Origin of the sequence: Xanthomonas sp. LMC-A-07, from assembly GCF_030208825.1 — a bacterium.
Taxonomy (GTDB): Bacteria; Pseudomonadota; Gammaproteobacteria; order Xanthomonadales; family Xanthomonadaceae; genus Xanthomonas; species Xanthomonas campestris.
The window spans coordinates 234,830-252,922 of record NZ_JARVTF010000020.1 but is presented as its reverse complement, the minus strand read 5'-3'; the positions used below and the strand labels follow the sequence as shown (position 1 = coordinate 252,922).

At 64.6% G+C, this 18,093-nt stretch carries 13 protein-coding genes; 8 read left to right on the top strand and 5 right to left on the bottom strand.

Annotated elements, in window-relative coordinates; all coding sequences use genetic code 11:
- Positions 1 to 49 precede the first annotated feature (49 nt).
- Positions 50 to 1,357, top strand: a complete 1,308-nt coding sequence (locus QRM89_RS19655; protein WP_012438824.1) for a polyhydroxyalkanoate depolymerase — start codon at positions 50 to 52, stop codon at positions 1,355 to 1,357.
- Between the two features lie 391 nt (positions 1,358 to 1,748).
- Here the strand turns inward: QRM89_RS19655 and QRM89_RS19650 are convergent, their stop codons facing one another.
- Together QRM89_RS19650 and QRM89_RS19645 are read right to left on the bottom strand one after the other, a co-directional pair.
- Entirely contained in the window at positions 1,749 to 2,660 is a 912-nt protein-coding gene (locus tag QRM89_RS19650; protein ID WP_274348560.1) for a sensor domain-containing protein, read from the bottom strand.
- Positions 2,657 to 3,019, bottom strand: a complete 363-nt coding sequence (locus tag QRM89_RS19645; protein ID WP_040941562.1) for a PadR family transcriptional regulator — start codon at positions 3,017 to 3,019, stop codon at positions 2,657 to 2,659. The genes QRM89_RS19650 and QRM89_RS19645 overlap by 4 nt, the downstream gene beginning before the upstream one ends.
- A 395-nt stretch (positions 3,020 to 3,414) precedes the next feature.
- Between QRM89_RS19645 and QRM89_RS19640 the strand changes: the two genes are divergently transcribed.
- Positions 3,415 to 4,962, top strand: coding sequence for an alginate export family protein (locus QRM89_RS19640; RefSeq protein WP_016944171.1), 1,548 nt, complete (start codon positions 3,415 to 3,417; stop codon positions 4,960 to 4,962).
- Positions 4,963 to 5,162: 200 nt separating this feature from the next.
- On the opposite strand, the gene QRM89_RS19635 is transcribed toward QRM89_RS19640, so the two are convergent.
- Positions 5,163 to 6,518, bottom strand: a complete 1,356-nt coding sequence (locus QRM89_RS19635; RefSeq protein WP_285448765.1) for a hypothetical protein — start codon at positions 6,516 to 6,518, stop codon at positions 5,163 to 5,165.
- 164 nt (positions 6,519 to 6,682) lie between these two features.
- Here QRM89_RS19635 and QRM89_RS19630 point away from each other — a divergent pair, with 164 nt between their 5' ends.
- From QRM89_RS19630 to QRM89_RS19620, 3 genes are all read left to right on the top strand, one after another.
- Positions 6,683 to 7,354 carry a DUF502 domain-containing protein gene (locus tag QRM89_RS19630; RefSeq protein WP_011036539.1) on the top strand — a complete coding sequence of 224 codons (672 nt, stop codon included), beginning with the start codon at positions 6,683 to 6,685 and terminating at the stop codon, positions 7,352 to 7,354.
- A gap of 4 nt (positions 7,355 to 7,358) precedes the next feature.
- Entirely contained in the window at positions 7,359 to 8,135 is a 777-nt protein-coding gene (locus QRM89_RS19625; protein WP_285448764.1) for a queuosine precursor transporter, read from the top strand.
- A gap of 210 nt (positions 8,136 to 8,345) precedes the next feature.
- Positions 8,346 to 10,262: a DUF885 family protein gene (locus tag QRM89_RS19620; RefSeq protein ID WP_285448763.1), complete on the top strand. Its 1,917-nt coding sequence runs from the start codon at positions 8,346 to 8,348 to the stop codon at positions 10,260 to 10,262.
- Positions 10,263 to 10,268: 6 nt separating this feature from the next.
- On the opposite strand, the gene mmuM is transcribed toward QRM89_RS19620, so the two are convergent.
- Both mmuM and mmuP read right to left on the bottom strand, forming a co-directional pair.
- A complete protein-coding gene (gene mmuM, locus QRM89_RS19615; RefSeq protein WP_285448762.1) occupies positions 10,269 to 11,231 on the bottom strand; it encodes a homocysteine S-methyltransferase in 963 nt (320 codons plus the stop codon).
- Complete coding sequence (mmuP, locus tag QRM89_RS19610) at positions 11,228 to 12,625, bottom strand: S-methylmethionine permease (protein ID WP_285448761.1); 1,398 nt, start codon at positions 12,623 to 12,625, stop codon at positions 11,228 to 11,230. Before mmuP ends, mmuM begins: the two co-directional genes overlap by 4 nt.
- Before the next feature lie 361 nt (positions 12,626 to 12,986).
- Here mmuP and QRM89_RS19605 point away from each other — a divergent pair, with 361 nt between their 5' ends.
- The 3 genes from QRM89_RS19605 (at position 12,987) to QRM89_RS19595 (ending at position 18,076) form a co-directional block, all read left to right on the top strand.
- Entirely contained in the window at positions 12,987 to 13,376 is a 390-nt protein-coding gene (locus tag QRM89_RS19605; protein WP_115530076.1) for a VOC family protein, read from the top strand.
- A 206-nt stretch (positions 13,377 to 13,582) separates the two neighbouring features.
- Positions 13,583 to 14,476 carry an ABC transporter ATP-binding protein gene (locus QRM89_RS19600; protein WP_285448760.1) on the top strand — a complete coding sequence of 298 codons (894 nt, stop codon included), beginning with the start codon at positions 13,583 to 13,585 and terminating at the stop codon, positions 14,474 to 14,476.
- Positions 14,477 to 14,488: 12 nt separating this feature from the next.
- Entirely contained in the window at positions 14,489 to 18,076 is a 3,588-nt protein-coding gene (locus tag QRM89_RS19595; protein ID WP_285448759.1) for a M1 family aminopeptidase, read from the top strand.
- The last annotated feature ends 17 nt before the right edge of the window (positions 18,077 to 18,093 follow it).

Below are 18,093 nucleotides of genomic sequence, written 5' to 3'. Positions count from 1 at the left end.
CCAAACCGGGTATGCTGCGCGGCAGCAAAGAGCCGCACGGATGGGTGGAATGCTTTATCAACTGCATGAGCTGACCCGCAATCTGCTAGCCCCCTGGGTGCATCAGGCCCAGGCGAACGCCAAGATGTTTTCCGACCCCGACAGCCTGTGGGCCTCGCTCCCGGGCGCCGAGCGCATGGCGGCCAGCAACGAGCTGTTCCATCGCCTGGGCAAGGAATACGAAAAGCCCGCCTGGGCGCTCGACGATGTCGAGGTGGATGGCCACTCGCTGCCCATCATTGAACGCGAGGTGCTGAGCAAGCCGTTCTGCCGCCTGCTGCGTTTCAAGCGCTTCAGCGACCATGTCGAGCTGATCGGCACGATGAAGCAGCAGCCGGCCGTCCTGGTGGTGGCGCCGTTGTCCGGTCACCACGCCACGCTGCTGCGCGACACCGTGCGGACCCTGCTGCGCAACCACAAGGTCTACGTGACCGACTGGGTGGACGCGCGCATGGTGCCGCTGGAAGCTGGCGCGTTCCGGCTTGAGGACTACATCGCCTACATCCAGGAATTCATTCGCCACATCGGTGCCGAGCGCCTGCATGTAGTGAGCGTCTGCCAGCCCACCGTGCCGGTGCTGGCGGCGGTGTCGCTGATGGCGTCCAACGATGAGCCCACCCCGCGCTCGCTGGTGATGATGGGCGGGCCGATCGATGCGCGCCGCAGCCCGACTCAGGTCAATAACCTGGCGACCGAAAACGGCATCGAGTGGTTCCAGAACAACCTGATTCACACCGTGCCGTTCCCGTATCCGGGCCATGGCCGCCAGGTGTATCCAGGCTTCCTGCAGCACGCCGGCTTCCTGTCGATGAACCCCAACCGGCACGTGATGTCGCATTGGGATTTCTACACCGACCTGGTCAAGGGCGACCTGCAGGATGCGCAGGCGCACCGCCAGTTCTATGACGAATACAACGCCGTGCTGGACATGCCGTCGGAGTACTACCTCGACACCATCCGCGTGGTGTTCCAGGAATTCCTGCTGCCGCAAGGCAAGTGGAAGGTGGATGGCCAGCTGGTGATGCCGTCGGCAATTCGCAACACCGCCTTGCTGAGTATCGAAGGCGAGCTGGACGACATCGCAGGCCTGGGCCAGACCGAAGCCGTGCATGATCTGTGCACCGGCATCGACGCGGCGCACCGTCGCCACCTGGTGGTGGAAGGCGCCGGCCATTACGGCATCTTCAGCGGCCGTCGCTGGCGTGAGGTGGTGTACCCGCAAGTGCGCGAGTTCATTGCCCGCTACGACGCCGACCCGGTGGGCAGTCGCGACCCGGCCACCGTCACGCCGATCCGCAAGCGCGGCAAGCGCGCCTGATCGCCGCACTAGGCGCTCCCGGTCTTGCGATCGGGAGCGCTTTTTTATGCCTGTTTTTTAGCAGCACTTCCGCGTGAGCGCGTTGTTCTGCGGCGTGCGTTTGGCTGCTGTTGATCGGGCTTCACAGTGCATGGTTGTTCGCGTATGGCGTGTAGGCTGATCGCCTTGTTCTAGCGTCCATCAAATCAGCGTAGCAGCGCTGGCTGGGTCGTCATTCTCGGGACGTGCACTGTGGATCATTGCCCTGCACTGCAGGTCGCCCGTAGCCTTCGCCGCAAAACGCGTCAGCAGCGACGGCAATCACCGCGGTGACCCAGGCATGGCACTGCCGTCGCAAGCGCCATCGCACCTCTTCGCCGAATGCGAAACCAAGCCTCACGCGCCAACGCACTCAGCCCTCGCCGCTCTTGACCAACAGATGCTTGGCCAGCATGCCGTGCACGCTGCCAAGTCCACGCGCCAGATGCAGCGTTGCGAACAGCAGCAGGACGCCGATCGCGCACACCGGCACCGACAGCCATCCACTCGCGTATGCCGTGTCGCCGAAGGTAAACAGCACGCCGGTATCCAGCAACGCCAGCAGCGGTGCTGCGGCAAAGCCCAGCGACAGTGACAACAAGGTCACGATCACGGTGAAGTAGACGGTGCCCAGCGGCAGCATCAGCAGGAAGTACAGCATCGTGCTCCAGGTGCGCGCGTCGGTAAACATCGCGCCGATGCGCTGCAACCAGCTACCCGGAATGCCCGGATGTGGCGGCCGACGCGGCATGCGCACGCCCAACAGGGTTTCCACCACCCGCCCTTCCACCAGCGACAGCAGCCGCACCGAGCCGAAGAACAGCACCAACAGCGGCACGCCGATGATCAGGATCAGCAGCCCGACCGAGAGACTGGCGCCGGTGACCACCCAGCTGAAATAGAACACGCCGGTGACCAGCGACAGCAGCAGATAAAATAGCGCGCCGTAGGTGCGCGGATCGGCAGCCACGCCGAAGAAACTGCCGATCCACGAACTCCGCTTGGGCGGCAGTGGCGGGCGCAACGCACGCGTTACCGTCACTTCGGTTTCGCGGTAGATCTCGGCCACTTCGTCGGGCGCGCCGTAGCTGCCGGCCACACCGGCAATCACCTCGGCCTCGCTCTTGCCGGCTTGCTCGGCCAGTTCGGCCCGCAGGTATTCCTCGGCGTCGTAGAGCGCGTCCTGGATCATCGCCGGGTCCGCGCCGGCCAACGCGTGACGCAACTGCGTGAGGTAATCGGGAATGGTGGTCGGCAGCGGACGCGGTGGCGTAATCGTGTTCATGAGTGGGTCCCTTCCAGCACAGAGTCGACGGAATCGCGGGTGGCACGCCAGGCGGCCGTCCACGCGCGCAGGCAATCACGCCCGGTTTCGGTAATGCGGTAATAGCGACGTGGCGGACCGGAGGCCGATGGCTCGACATGGCTCTGCAACAGCCCGGCCCCTTCCAGGTTGCGCAGCACTGGATACAGCGCGCTCTGCTTGCCGCTGAGCACACCTTCCAACCGCTCCAGCCGCTTGGCGATGAGGTAGCCGTACAGCGGCGCATCGGCCTGGGCCAGCACCGCCAGCAATGCCAACGACACCGTGCCTGCGCTGAGCTCCTTCTGAAATTTCTTCAGATAAGCATCCGGCTCGTTCATTGCCACCTCCGCACTAGGTCGAAGGCAATGCTATGTAGAAGTTGGGTATAGCGAATGTGCCGGTAGTCATGCGGCGGAGATTTGGGAGTCGGGATTGGGGATTGGCAAAAGCGGCATCGCGCAGCGCCCGTGGAGAGCAGACATGCGCATCCAAATATCCCTTCTGCTCGGGGCCGTGCGCTAAGGCGACGCGCACTTGCTGTTGCGAATCCCCAATCACGAATCCCCAATCCCCGCTTTCGAATCCTGTCGCGCTCGCACTGCCAAACCCAAGTCCGTTCATGAGCTTAGAACCTTTGGGTTACTGCCTTTCCTGTACGGCTCCACTACAGTCGGTGGCCCCTGTGCCGATAAACCTCGCTCAGGTGGTTTTCACTTTTTGATGGGGTAACAAGATGCGATTTGCGCGTTCGGCACGGCCGTCCATGGCTGACACTTCCTTTGGCGCCACCAAGTGCCTGTGCCTTGCGATCGGGTTGTCGCTTTCGGGCGTGAGCATTGCGCAGCAGGCGCAGACAGCCGCGCCCGCGATCGAACAGCCGCAGGCCGAACCGGCCAAGACGCCGGCACCGCCCGCACCCACCGGTTATCCGCTGGAAGCGCAGGGCTGGGGTGCCAAGCAGGGCGGCAACATGTGGCAGGTGCGCTGGGCCGAAGACTGGTCGTATCTGAAAGACCCCTCCAAGCGGAAGAGCCCGTTTGATCCGCTCAAATTCATTCCGTTGAGCGAGTCCGGCGATGTGTATCTGACGCTCAACAACGAACTGCGCGTGCGCAGCAACACCGTGACCAACCCCGGCCTGATTCCGGGCAGCCACTCGCAGCAGCAGTATCTGTTCCGTGCGTTCTTTGGCGCCGACCTGCACGTGGGCGAGCATTTCCGTCTGTACACCGAGCTGGCCCATGGCAGCCTGGACGGGCGCAATGAAGGCGCCAAGACCGGTACGCAGGAAAACAACGCGATCCTGCAGCAGGTGTTCTTCGACGTGAAGGGCCAGGTTGCCGAAACTGACCTCGGCCTGCGCGTTGGCCGCCAGGTATTTGTGGACGGCCCGACCACCTTGATGGCGCTGCGCGACAACACCGACATCTTCGTGACCTTCAACGGCGTGCGCGCCTGGGCGATCGGCGAGAAGACACGTGTGGACGTGTTCGATTTCAACTTCAACCTGGATGGCACCGAGGGCTTGGGCGATGACCGCATCGACCGCTCGCGGCATTTCCGTGGCGTGGTGGGCGGCTATCGCCTGCCGACAGCCAAGCCGATGTATCTGGAGCCGTTCTTCTATCAGTTCCGCAACGACAACCAGGTGTGGGGCCGCCAGACAGCGGAAGAAAACCGCAATTACTACGGCCTGCGGTTGTGGGGCAACGTGGGCAAGCTGCGCACCGATTCGTTCGTGACCGTGCAGCGCGGCAGCTTCGGCGGACGCGACCTGCGCGCCTACATGGCCAGCACCTCCAATGCCTGGACGTTGAGCGACAGCGGCTGGAAACCGCGCCTGGGCTTCCATAGCGAAATCGCGTCCGGCGGCGGTGGCACCTCCGGCACCGGCACCTTGCGCAACAACAATTTCCTCTACGGCAACACAATTTATTTCAGCTGGGCCACGTTCTTCGGCCCGGTCAATCTAGTGACCGCCGCGCCCACATTCACCTTCTCACCCACCTCCAAGATCACCGTGAATCTGGAGTGGGAAACCCTGTGGCGGCAGACCACCAGCGATGCCATCTACAACAACCAGGCACGCGCCTACGCACGCACGCAGAACACCGGCGAGCGCCGCATCGGCACCATGCCGCGCATCAACGCCACCTGGAACATCGACCCGAACTGGTCGGTGACCTTCCGCGCCGAGCATCTGATGGCCGGCCCGGCACTGGAAAAAGCCGGATACGGCGACTCCACCTTCGTGATGGGCTGGTTGAACTTCCGCTTCTAGGCAAGCGCGGCGCACTGCCGCACGACGCTGATCACACCGCACAGCCGCCTGGAGCATTCCTGGCGGCTGTTGCGTGATCGGCAGCAGCGTTGTCTGGGGATGAGCAACACGGGCGCTGCGGTGATCGCCACGCAGTGCGCGTCAGCAGCGCGCTTGCACGTATCGATACCGAAGCCACGCAGTCCGCCCACCGCCGAAATTCATTGCAGCGATACCGCCGATGGATTCGCCAAGGCACTGCCGGCCAGCGGGAACTGCAAGATCGCTTGCGCGTGGCGTGCATAACGCTGCACCTGCACAGCCTGCCCTTGCGCTGCAATCGTGATGCCACGTGCTGGCCGCACCAGTTCGTCCGGGAGCTCCTGCAGGCGCTGCGCGAGCGGGCGCGCATCGGGGTGCTCGCGCAGCCACAGCACCACGCCAATCAACCGCATCGCCGCGGCAGTGTCCTGCAACTGACGCTGATAATTGCCACCATCGCTGTACTGGGCGTCCGCCAACACACAGCCGACGGCGTTGGCCACACAGGCAACATCCTTCGCAGGCGGCGGTACCAGGGCACTGTCGTCAACCCGTGCATCCTGCACCAGCTGCTTGCGTACGGCATCGCTGCAGGCCCAGGTGTAGTTGGGCGCTGTCAGTGCACGCGTGCGCTCGGCATCGAAAAATTTCAGCACAGCGCGGTCGTACCAACGCTGCGCGCGTTGGTCCATTTCGCCGAGCATTTGCGCATACACCGCATCGACAATCCTGGCCTCGCCATGCAGCGCGCCGCACAGGCTGCTGTCCTCGACGCGCAACGGTGCGAACGCGCTGGCGCACTGCGCCGGCAGGGCTGCGTTGACGGGCAGCTCGCTGAGCATGCTCGCAAACAGGTCGGCATTGCCGCGCAACATTGCCCCACCAATCATCGTGACGATCAGACTCTCGTCGCTGCGCAACAACACGCGCGCCACCTGTGCATCGCTGCAGACAGCAGCCACCGCCTGGGCCTGCCGTCCCTGCACGAAGTCCAGCGCGTGCTGGGTCATCGACAACGTCAATCCCTGCAGTTCCGGCAGCGGCGAGTCGATACGGCGAGGAAACGGATCGCGGTAGTAGGCATGCTGCGAGAAGCTCGCCATACGCGCCAGCAACGGCGCCTGTGGCGCCAGCGCAGCCGCATAGCTGCGCGATTGCGCTCGCACGTGGGCCAGGCACCCGGACGCGGCCCAACTGCACTTGGGCGGCGCAGTCGCCGGCCACGCCGGCGCGCGGGGATAGCGGCTCAGTTCACTGCGAAATCCGCTTGCGACCGGCGTGCGCTGGAAGCGCTGCAGGTCGCGCGCCAGCACCGCTTGCTGTTCGTCATTTGGAATCGTGTACGGCGATGCCCACAGCGCGACAAACAGATTCGACCCCGCCGGCGGCGCGGGCCGTGGCTGACGCAGTTGCGCCAACGCCTGCTGCTGCGCCTGCGGGATCGGCCAGCGCGCCGAGAGCGCATAGGCTCCCACCAGCAACGCAACCACCACACCCACCGACAGCAGGGCCCATTTCAAGAACGTTGCGAACATGGCAGACACCTTCCCTGGAGAAGGCTGGCATCTTAGCGGGGGCCACCTACCGGATGCGATTGCCCGAATGGCGGCTGTACCGCACCACGCTACCGACGCGAACACGCCACGCGCTGGCCGAACCACAGGCCCACCGGCCGCAAGCGAATGCCTACAATGCGCGCATGTCTGAATCCTCTGCTCCGCATCGTCCGTCCGTGCAACGGGTCTTCCTGACCGGCCTGCTCACCTTGCTGCCGGTCTGGCTGACCTGGGTGGTGGTGAAGTTCGTGTTCTCGCTGCTGTCGGGCATCAGTAGCCCGTGGGTGGTGCCCTTGTCCGGACGCATCGCGGCCTCGTTCCCGCATTACCTGGGCTGGATCACGGCGCTGTGGGTGCAGAACACCATTGCGCTGATCGCCACGGTGGCGGTGATCCTGTTCGTGGGTGTCCTGAGCCGGCGTGTGATCGGCCAGCGGCTGCTGCGCTGGTTCGAAGCGATCATGCGGCGCATACCGTTGGCCAGCGTGGTCTACGACAGCGCGCGCAAGTTGCTGGACATCCTGCAGACGCAGCCGGGTAGCACGCAACGTGTGGTGCTGATCGACTTCCCGCATCGCGATATGAAATCGGTTGGCCTGGTCACCCGCGTGATCAAGGAACAGGGCACCGGCCGCGAGCTGGCGGCGGTGTATGTGCCGACCACGCCGAACCCCACCTCCGGCTATCTGGAGATCGTGCCGGTGGAGCTGCTCACGCCCACCGACTGGACCGTGGACCAGGCGATGAGCTTCATCATTTCCGGCGGCGCCGTGTCGCCGGAGACCGTTCCTTTCACCCGGACTGCGGACCGCTGACGCCATGACACACGTGCGTACCCTCGACGATCGTGCGGTACGGCTGTTCATCGCGCTGGCCGCGTTCTTCTGCGTCAACGCCGCGCTGGCCGAGTTCATCGGCGTCAAGATCTTTGCGCTGGAAGACACCCTCGGCATCGCGCCATTGAACTGGAACCTGTTCGGGCAGACCGGCTCGCTCAGCTTCACCGCCGGCACCTTGCTGTGGCCGGTGGTGTTCATCATGACTGATACCATCAACGAGTTCTTCGGCAGCCGCGGGGTGCGTTTCATCTCGTGGGTGGCGGTGGGCCTGATCGGCTACGGCTTCGTGTTCGCGTTTGCGGCCATCGCGCTGGCACCGGCCGGCTGGTGGGTCACCGCCGCGCAGAGCCAAGGCGTGCCGGACTACCAGGCCGCCTTTGCGGCGGTATTCGGGCAAGGCCTGTGGACCATCGGCGGCTCGCTGGTGGCGTTCCTGTTCGGGCAGCTGATCGATGTGTCGGTGTTCCACCGCATCCGCCGCGCCACCGGCGAAAAATACGTGTGGTTGCGCGCCACCGGCTCCACGGCGGTGTCGCAGCTAGTGGACAGCTTCGTGGTGATCTATATCGCCTTCGTGCTGGGTCCACAGCATTGGTCGATCGACCAGTTCCTGGCAGTGAGCACGCTCAACTACCTCTACAAGATGGGCTTTGCGATCGCGCTGATTCCGTTGCTGTATCTGGCGCGCCGCGCCATCGACGCCTACCTGGGCGCCGAACGCGCCGAACAATTGCGCGAAGAAGCTGCCGCCGATTGAGCCAGGCGGCTGCGACGAGCGACCGAACCTGGCGCCGTCAAGGCTTGCAGCACAAGCCGTGCGGCACATTATCGCACCGCAGCATTTGTTCCTTACGCGGCGCCCTGCCCGTGCCGTGCATGAATTGCACGCGCGGGCCATGACCCTGGTGGCTGGCCGTAACGGTGCGGATCGGGCAAGCTCCCCGCTCGCTTGTTTCCGGAGCCGGTAATGCCGCTTAGCTTTTCCCGCCTGCTGTCCCTGGCCATGGCCGCCGTGTTGAGCCTGTCGCTGGCCGCACCGGCCGATGCAGCCAAGAAGAAGACCGGCAAGGCACAGACCTCGCAAACGCGCGCGAAGGCGGGCAAGGCCAAGAAGTCCACCAAGCCGGCCAGGAGCACCAAGGCCAAGGCCAAGCCACGCGCGGTGGTGGCACCGGTGGTGCAGAGCAAGGCACAGCAACTCACGCTGCTGTACGACCAATACTGGGATGCCTCGCTGAAGCTCAATCCGCTGCAGGCCACCTTCCAGGGCGAGAGCCGCTACAACGACCAGCTGCCCAACTTCCTGTCGCCTGCGTTCCGCCAGCAGTCGCACGACTTCACCACGCTGTGGCTGGCCAAGGTGGAGGCGATCGGCCCAGATGGGCTCAGCGGGCAGGATCTGCTCAGCTACCAGATCTTCGTGCGCGATGCGCGCAGCGCCCTGGCGGCCGAGCAATTCCCGAGCTGGATGCTGCCGATCAACCAGTTCTACAACATCGCCAGCATTGCGGTAGTCATGGGCTCGGGCACCGGCGCGCAGCCGTTCAACACCGTCAAGGACTACGACAACTGGTCGCGCCGCGCGCTCGGCATTCCGGACCTGTTCGACCAGGCCATCACCAACATGCGTGCGGGCATGCAGGCCGGGGTGGTGCAGCCCAAGGCCCTGATGGAGAAAGTGCTGCCGCAGCTGGACGCGATCATTGCGCGCAGTGCCGAAGAAAGCCTGTTCTGGGGGCCGATCCGCAACCTGCCCGCCGACATGCCCGAGGCCGACAAACAGCGCATCACCGCCGAGTACAAGCGCATGATCGAGTTCCGCATCATGCCGGCCTACCGCGCACTGCGCGGCTTCATCGCCACCGAATACCTGCCAGCCTGCCGCGACACCGCGGGCCTGGCCGCGCTGCCCAACGGCACCGCCTGGTACGCCTACGACGTGCGCCAGAGCACCACCTCCGACCTGACCCCGGCACAGATCCACCAGACCGGCCTGGACGAGGTGGCGCGCCTGCAGGGCGAGATCCAGAACGTGGCCAAGCAGGTCAAGTTCCGCGGCAACCTGCCCAAGTTCTACAAGTTCATGCAGACCGACAAGCGCTTCGTGTTCCGCAGCGAGTCCGAACTGCTGGACGCCTACCGCGGCCTGCAGAGCCGCGTGCAGGCCGCGGTACCCCGCCTGTTCGCCACCCAGGGCATCCCGGCCCTGGACGTGCGCCCGGTGGAGCCACAGCGCGCGCAAGCCGCGGCCAGCGGCTCGTACATGCGCCCCAACCCGCACGACAACACGCCGGGCATCTTCTACGTCAACACCTCCAACCTGCCAGCGCGCCCGCGCTGGGAAGGCGAAAGCCTGTTCCTGCACGAAGGCGTGCCGGGCCATCACTACCAGCTCGGCCTGCAGCAGCAATTGACCGACCTGCCCAAGTTCCGCCGCTTCGGTGGCGAGACCGCCTTCATCGAAGGCTGGGGCCTGTATGCCGAATCGCTGGGCCGCGAATTGGGGCTGTACCAGGACCCGTACAACTACTACGGCTACCTGCAGAACGCGCTGCTGCGCTCGATCCGGCTGGTGGTGGATACCGGCCTGCACAGCCAGGGCTGGACCCGCGCGCAAGCCATCGACTACATGTTGCAGAACTCGGCCGTCACCCGCGAAGACGCCGAGGCGGAAGTGGACCGCTACCTGGCCATTCCCGGCCAGGCGCTGGCCTACAAGGTCGGCGAGATGAAGATCAGCCAGTTGCGCGAACAGGCGCAACGCGAGCTCGGGCCGCGCTTCGATGTGCGTGCCTTCCACACCGAAGTGCTCAAGGACGGTTCGGTGCCGCTGGAGATCCTGCAGGACAAAGTGCAACGCTGGATCGCCACGCAGAAAGGCTGAGCACGCTCAGCCAGCCGTACACGCCGCCACCAGTGCGGCGATGTCGGCCGGCGTGGTGCGGCAGCAGCCACCAATCAAACGCGCACCGGCCGCATGCCATTGCGCGCGTTGCGTCGCCAGTGAACACGCCGCTGTGGTTTCCGAATGCCAGCGTTTGTCGCTGGCGTCGTAGTGCTCACCGGAATTGGGATACACCACCAACGGCAAGCTGGTGAGCGCGGCTAGCGACTGCAGCGCGGCGGTGACCTGCTCGATCGCAATGCAATTGATGCCCACCGCGACCACCTGCGGGCACGCGTCCAGACTCGGAATCACTTGCGCCAATGGCGTGCCATCGCTCAGATGCGCCGCATCGCGCAAGGTGAACGAAAACCACGCATGCACCTGCGGGAACTCCTTCAGCAACAGGCGCAGTGCGGTGATCTCGCTGGCCGAGGGCAAGGTTTCGCAGGCCAATAGATCCACGCCGGCATCCACCAACGCCGCAATGCGCGGGCGATGGAAGTCGAGCATCTGCGCCACCGGCAGCGCGTAGTCGCCGCGGTATTCGGAACCATCCGCCAGATAGGCGCCATACGGCCCCACCGAGCCGGCCACCCACAGCGGCGCCGCCTGCGGATGCGTGGCCAGGTGGTCCGCGCGCGCCTGCGCCGCCAGCGCCACGCTGCGTGCGATCAACGCCTGCGACTGCGCCAGGCCCAGCCCGCGCGCGGCAAAGCCCTGCGGCGTGGCCTGGTAGCTGGCGGTGATCGCACACTGCGCACCGGCGGCGAAGTAGTCGCGGTGCACCTGGTAGATCAGTTCCGGCTGCTCCATCAACACCCGTGCCGACCACAAGGCGTCGTTGAGATCACAGCCGCGCTGTTCCAGCTCGGTGGCCAGCGCGCCATCCAGCACCACCTCACCGTCGCGCTGCAAGACATCACTGAAGGGCGCGCCGGCGCGCGGTTGGCGGGGCACAACGGTCATGGACGCACTCTCCGGGCTGCAAGCCTTTGGGTCACTGCATAGGCGCCGTAACAAAGCGCCACAAAGGGAATCCCGCACCACAGCGCAATGCGCTGCTGCGGGTCAAACGCCAGCCCAGCGCAGGCCAGCACGCACAGCGCGCCACCAATCAGCGGCGTCCACGGATACCACGGCGCGCGGTAGGCCAGGCTCTCCAGTGCGATGCCGTCACGCAGCAGCTGGCGGCGGAAACAATAGTGCGAGGCGCAGATGCTCAGCCATACCACCACCACCGCAAACCCGGAGACTGCAGAAATCGCCACGAACACGGTGTCGGCCGCGTACACACCGGTCAGCAGCGCCAGCAGCCCGCCAAGCATGCTCAGCACCAGCGCAGGCAGCGGGATGCCACGCCGGGTCAGCCGCGCAAAGCGTGCCGGCAAGGTGCCCTCGTTGGCCAACGACCACAGCATGCGGGCCGCCGCATACAACCCGGAGTTGGCCGCCGACAGGATCGCGGTGAGGATCACCGCGTTGAGCAGACCTGCGGCATACGGAATGCCCAGCAGCTCGAAGGCGCGCACGAACGGGCTGGTCTCCACTGCCGCCGCCTGCGCTGGCAGCAACGCGGCCAGCACCAGCACGGTGCCGACGAACAGCACCACCAGACGGATCAACGTGGTGCGGATCGCGAGCGGGATTGCGCGTGCAGGCTGTGCAGTTTCGCCGGCTGCGATGCCGATCAGCTCGGTCCCGGAGAAAGCGAAATTCACCGCCACCATTGTCATCAGGATCGGCATGGTGCCGTGCGCAAACCAGCCATCGGCGCGCAGATGGCGCACTCCCGGTGCCGGGCTGCCGTCGGCCAACGGCAGCCAGCCGATCACCGCCGCGCCGCCCAGCACGATGAACACCACAATGGTCACCACCTTGATCAGCGAAAACCAGAATTCGCCTTCGGCAAACCAGCGTGCCGACACCATGTTCAAACTGAAAATCAGCACGCAGAACAGCAGACACCACGGCCACGCCGGGCTGTGCGGAAACCAGTACTGCATGCAGAACGCCGCAGCGGTGAGGCTGGACCCCAACGCCACCGTCCAGGTGAGCCAATACAGCCAGGCCACCACGTAGCCGGTGGCAGGCCCCAGATAGCGCGCGGCATACACATGAAACGCACCGGTCTGCGGCATCGCCACCGCCAGCTCGCCCAGGCACTGCATCACCAGGTACACCACCAGAGCGCCGATCAGGTACGCCAGCACCGTACCGAGCGCACCGGTGCTGGCGATGATGTAGCCGGTGTTGAAGAACAATCCCGTGCCGATCACACCGCCCAGCGACAGCATCACCAGATGGCGCACCTGCATGCTGCGCTGGAACTGCGGTGCGGCGGTGGACGAGGGCTCGGACATGCGTGGTTCTGATCGGTGGCGCCCCATCCTGCCATGCACGTGCAGGCGAGCACAGCCACGCAATGGCCAGGCGTGACGTGCAGCCAAATAACGCGGGTGGCGTGCGCACGACTTGCCGCGCTCGGCCCACGCAGGCTTTGCGCTCGGCCAGGGCTGCACGACACGCTCCAGGCGCCGGCGTATCCTCGTGACTGCTCATCTGGATTGTTGCCATGCCAAACCTCCTGCATACACGCCCGGCAGCGCGAGCGCAGCGCCGGACTGCATCCCGGGGGCCGGCACGCCGTGCAGCCGCTGCGCCTCGCGTATCCGTGCCGGCATCGGGGCTGCACCAGTGTTCGCTACGCATGCGAGGCGCCGCATGAAGCTGGCCGGCATCCACCATGTGGCGATCATCGCCGGCGACTACGCAGTGTCCAAGCGGTTCTACTGCGACATCCTGGGCCTGCGGGTGCTCGATGAGCACTACCGGCAGGCGCGCGATTCCTGGAAGCTGGACCTGGCGCTGCCGGACGGCGGCCAGATCGAGCTGTTTTCGTTTCCCGACGCACCGCTGCGCCCCAGCCGCCCGGAAGCGCGCGGGCTGCGTCATCTTGCCTTCCGGGTCGAAGCGCTGGACGCGGCCGTCGCGCATCTCAACGCGCACGGCGTGGTCACCGAAGACATCCGTATCGACGAATATACGGGCCGCCGCTTCACCTTCTTTGCCGACCCGGACGACTTGCCGCTGGAGCTGTACGAAGTCGGTTGAGCAGGGACCCGGCAGGTTCGGTCACATCTGCCACGGAGGCACGTCGAAGAGTCAGAACGATCAACAAAGCTACTGCACGGCCGCCAGGCGGGCATTCGGTATGTTTTGTTAGTCGCTGGTAGTCGATGGTCGCTGTGACTTTCGGCGGATGCGGCAATGCGGTAACGCCATGAAGATCGAACCACACCAGGACACAGGAACCGTCCATGCTGCAGATCCGTGCGCTATCCAAGACCTACGCCAATGGAGTGCATGCGCTGCAAGGCGTCACGCTCGACATCCCTCGCGGCATGTTCGGACTGCTCGGGCCAAACGGCGCCGGCAAGTCGTCACTGATGCGCACGTTGGCCACGCTGCAAGAGCCCGACTCGGGCAGCATCAGCCTGACCGGCGCCGATGGCAGCAGCATCGACGTGCTCACCGACAAGGACGCCTTACGCCGCCGGTTGGGCTATCTGCCGCAGGATTTCGGCGTGTACCCGAAGGTCAGCGCGCTGGACATGCTCGATCACTTCGCCGTGCTCAAGGGGCTGACCGATCGCGGCCAGCGCAGAGAGGTGGTCGAGCGGCTGTTGCAGCAGGTCAATCTGTGGGATGCGCGCAAGCGCAAGCTCGGCACCTATTCCGGCGGCATGCGACAACGCTTCGGTATCGCGCAGGCGCTGCTGGGCAACCCGCAACTGGTCATCGTTGACGAACCCACTGCCGGGCTGGACCCGGAAGAGCGCAATCGCTTTCTCAATCTGCTGGCCGAGATCGGCGAAAACGTGGTGGTGATCCTGTCCACCCACATCGTCGAGGACGTCACCGACCTGTGCCCGACGATGGCCATCATGAACCAGGGCCAGGTACTGCTGAGCGGCCGCCCCGCCGATGCGATCGCGATGCTGCATCAGCAGGTCTGGCGCAAGCAGGTCAGCAAGCAGGCGTTGCCCGAGTACGAGGCACGCTTCACCGTGCTGTCCACGCGCCTGATCGCCGGCCATCCGGTGATCCATGTGTTCAGTACCGACTGCCCGGAGCCGGGTTTCGAACAGGTTGCTCCCGATCTGGAGGACGTCTATTTCCAGCGCCTGCGCAAGCAAGCGCTGGCTGCCTGACGGAGCGCTGCAATGATCATGGCGTTCCTGCGCTTCGAGCTGCGCGAACAACTGCGCTCGCCCTTGCTGTGGCTGCTGGCCACGCTGTACGCGCTACTCGCCTTTGCAGCGCTGGCCAGCGATGCCGTGCAGATTGGTGGCGGCATCGGCAACGTGCTGCGCAATGCACCGACCGTGATCGCCACGCTGCTGGGCATGTTCACCTTGCTCGGCCTGCTGGTGACCACCCTGTTCGTCAGCAATGCGGTACTGCGCGATTTCGACCTGGGTACCGCCGAACTGGTGTTTTCTACCCCGGTGCGGCGCCACGATTACCTGATCGGCCGTCTTGGGGCAGCGCTGATCGCCGGCATGATCATGTACGTCGTGATTGCGCTGGGCATGTTCATTGCGCAATTCATGCCGTGGATCGATCAGGCCCGGCTAGGACCGGTGGCGGCATTCCCCTATCTTTGGTCATTGCTGGTGCTGGTGCTGCCCAACCTGCTGTTCACCACCGCGCTGTTGGCTCTGTTGGCGGTGACCACACGCAGCATCCTGTGGGTCTACATCGGCGTGATCGTGTTTTTCGTGCTCTATGGCGTGAGCCGCGCCCTGCTCGCCGATCTGGACAATGTATGGATCGCCACGCTGGCCGACCCGCTGGGCATTCGTGCGTTATCGCAGACGCTGCGTTACTGGTCGGTGGAACAACGCAATCAGGGACTGCCGCCGTTGAGCGGCTATCTGCTTGCCAACCGGGCCTTGTGGCTGTGCATGAGCGCACTGTTGTTCGCTGCGATGTTTTCCCTATTCCGCACCGAGCGCAGCGGTACGGGCCGGCGCCGTGGTGCAGCCCCTTCGGCGCCCACTCAACCCGCGTCCACTCTGGCTACTGCGGTCAGCCGCCTGACGGTGACGCCGCACTTCGGCGTGGGCACGGCGTGGAAGCAGCTGCTGGGCCAGATCCGCTTCGATACGCTGGGCGTAGTGCGCAGTGCGCCGTTCCTGGTGCTGCTCATCTTGGGCCTGGCCAACTTCATCCCAACTGCGTTGTTTCGCCAACTCTATTACGGCACCGCGGTGTTGCCGGTGACCTCAGTCATGCTGGACGCCCTGCAGAGCAGCTACAGCTTCCTGCTGATCATCGTGGTGCTCTTCTACGCCGGCGAGCTGGTGTGGAAGGAGCGCAGCAACCGCATCGACGGCATCACCGACGCGATGCCGGTCCCAGATTGGGTGCCGCTGCTCGGCAAGTTCGTCGCCTTGCTGGGGGTGATCGCCAGCTTCCAGCTCGCCGGTGCGCTGACCTCGATCGCGCTGCAGCTGGGCCGTGGCTACACCAGCATCGAACCGCTGCTGTATCTCAAGACCCTGGCACTGGGCTCGGTGCTGTACGTGCTGATGGGCGGCATGGCCTTGGCGCTGCAGGTGCTGAGCAACAACAAGTTCCTCGGCTATGCGCTGCTGATGCTGGTGTTGATCGGGCAATCGGTGCTGTCGATGCTCGACTACACCCAGAACCTCTACACCTTCGGCGGCTGGCCCAACGCACCGTATTCGGACATGAACGGCTACGGGCACTTCTTGCCCGGCCAATTGTGGTTCCAAGGCTATTGGGGCGTGTTTCTGCTGGCCTTGCTGTTGCTGTCCTCGGCATTCTGGCCGCGCGGCGTGGGCCACGGGTTGCGACAGCGTGTGCGGCTGGCGTTGCGGCGTTTGCGCAGCCCGACCGGCGCGGCATTGGCGGTTACCCTGCTCGGCTTCGCGGCGGTCGGCGGCTGGCTGTACTGGAGCACCAACGTCCACAACAGCTTCCTGTCGCCGGAACAGCAGCTGGACCTGCAAGCACGCTACGAGCGCGATTACCGCAAGTACAAAGATCTACCACAGCCGCGCATCATCGCCGTCGACAACCATGTCGACCTGCATCCGGAAACCCAGTCGGTGCTAATCGATGCCACCTGGACGGTGCGCAACACCCACTCCACACCGATCAGCGAGGTGCATATCGGCATGCAGGGCCGCACAGGTGACCGCAGCCTGGTGCAGGTGGATCTGGGCGGGCAGACGCTGACTCTGCACGATATCCCGGCCGGCTATCGCATCTATCGCCTGCACACACCACTGCAACCCGGGCAGGAGCGGGTGTTCCGCTTCCGCGTGGACCAGCATCCGCACGGTCTCACCGCCGAGCAGGCGCAAACCGAACTGGTTGCCAACGGCAGCTTCTTCAACAACACCTTGCTGCCCTGGTTTGGCTACAACCCCCGGACCGAGATCAGCGACCGCAACGACCGCCGCAAGCGCGGCCTGGGCGAACCCACGCGCATGCCCAAGCTCGAGGACCAGGCCGCGCGCGCCAACACCTACGTCAGCGACGATGCCGACTGGCTCGATTTTGCCAGCACCGTCTGCACCGCGCCGGATCAGATCGCCCTGGCGCCTGGCTATCTGCAGAAAGAATTCCAACGCGATGGCAGGCGCTGCTTCCGCTACGTGATGGACCGCCCGATGCTCAACTTCTACGCCTACCTGTCGGCACGCTGGCAAGTGCGCAAGGCGCGTTACAAGAACATCCCGATCGAGATCTATTACGACCCCAAGCACCCGTACAACGTGCAACGCATGATCGAGAGCGTGCAGAAATCGCTGGCCTATTACGAAGCCAATTTCAGCCCGTATCAGCACCATCAGGTGCGCATCATCGAGTTCCCCGGCTACGCGCGATTTGCGCAGTCGTTCGCCAACACCATTCCCTACGCCGAGTCGATCGGCTTCATCGCCGACCTGCGCGACAAGAACGACATCGACTACGTGTTTTACGTCACCGCGCACGAAGTGGCACATCAGTGGTGGGCGCACCAGGTGATCGGCGCGAACGTGCAAGGCGCCACCATGCTGTCGGAATCGCTGGCGCAGTATTCGGCGTTGATGGTGATGGAACGCGAGTACGGACGCGCCCACATGCGGCGCTTTCTCAAGTACGAACTGGACCGCTATCTGGAAGGCCGTGGCGGCGAAACCATCGAGGAATTGCCGCTGTATCGCGTGGAAGACCAGCAATACATCCACTACCGCAAGGGCTCGCTGGCGTTCTACCGGCTGCGCGAAGAGATCGGTGAGCAGGCGCTCAACCGCGCGTTGCAGCGCTTCCTGGCCGCCAAGGCTTTCGAACAACCGCCTTACACCACCTCGGCCGAGCTGCTGCAGACCATTCGGGCCGAGGCGCGCCCGGACCAGCAAGGGCTGATCACCGACCTGTTCGAAAAGATCACCTTCTACGACAACCGTGTGGTAAGCGCGCAGGCACGCAAGCGCCCCGATGGGCGCTATGAGGTCACCGTGCAGACGCATGCGGCCAAGTTGCAGGCCGATGGCAAGGGCAAGGAGCATGCGGTGCCGCTGGACGATTGGATCGAGGTGGCGATCTATGGCGTTCCGGCCAGCGAGAATGCACCGGCGCCGGTGCTGGCCTTGCAACGGCAGCACGTCACCAGCACCGCGCCCAGTTTCACCATGACCGTCGACCGCCTGCCGATCGAGGCTGGCTTCGATCCGGACAACAAGCTGATCGACCGCGTGCCGGCGGACAACCGCAAGCCGGTGACGCTGCGATAGCGGGTGGCCGTGGTCAG

Coding starts and splice junctions, on each gene's coding strand:
- QRM89_RS19655 (WP_012438824.1), top strand. CDS start 50: ATGCTTTATCAACTGCATGAGCTGACCCGCAATCTGCTAGCCCCCTGG.
- QRM89_RS19650 (WP_274348560.1), bottom strand. CDS start 2,660: ATGAACACGATTACGCCACCGCGTCCGCTGCCGACCACCATTCCCGAT.
- QRM89_RS19645 (WP_040941562.1), bottom strand. CDS start 3,019: ATGAACGAGCCGGATGCTTATCTGAAGAAATTTCAGAAGGAGCTCAGC.
- QRM89_RS19640 (WP_016944171.1), top strand. CDS start 3,415: ATGCGATTTGCGCGTTCGGCACGGCCGTCCATGGCTGACACTTCCTTT.
- QRM89_RS19635 (WP_285448765.1), bottom strand. CDS start 6,518: ATGTTCGCAACGTTCTTGAAATGGGCCCTGCTGTCGGTGGGTGTGGTG.
- QRM89_RS19630 (WP_011036539.1), top strand. CDS start 6,683: ATGTCTGAATCCTCTGCTCCGCATCGTCCGTCCGTGCAACGGGTCTTC.
- QRM89_RS19625 (WP_285448764.1), top strand. CDS start 7,359: ATGACACACGTGCGTACCCTCGACGATCGTGCGGTACGGCTGTTCATC.
- QRM89_RS19620 (WP_285448763.1), top strand. CDS start 8,346: ATGCCGCTTAGCTTTTCCCGCCTGCTGTCCCTGGCCATGGCCGCCGTG.
- mmuM (WP_285448762.1), bottom strand. CDS start 11,231: ATGACCGTTGTGCCCCGCCAACCGCGCGCCGGCGCGCCCTTCAGTGAT.
- mmuP (WP_285448761.1), bottom strand. CDS start 12,625: ATGTCCGAGCCCTCGTCCACCGCCGCACCGCAGTTCCAGCGCAGCATG.
- QRM89_RS19605 (WP_115530076.1), top strand. CDS start 12,987: ATGAAGCTGGCCGGCATCCACCATGTGGCGATCATCGCCGGCGACTAC.
- QRM89_RS19600 (WP_285448760.1), top strand. CDS start 13,583: ATGCTGCAGATCCGTGCGCTATCCAAGACCTACGCCAATGGAGTGCAT.
- QRM89_RS19595 (WP_285448759.1), top strand. CDS start 14,489: ATGATCATGGCGTTCCTGCGCTTCGAGCTGCGCGAACAACTGCGCTCG.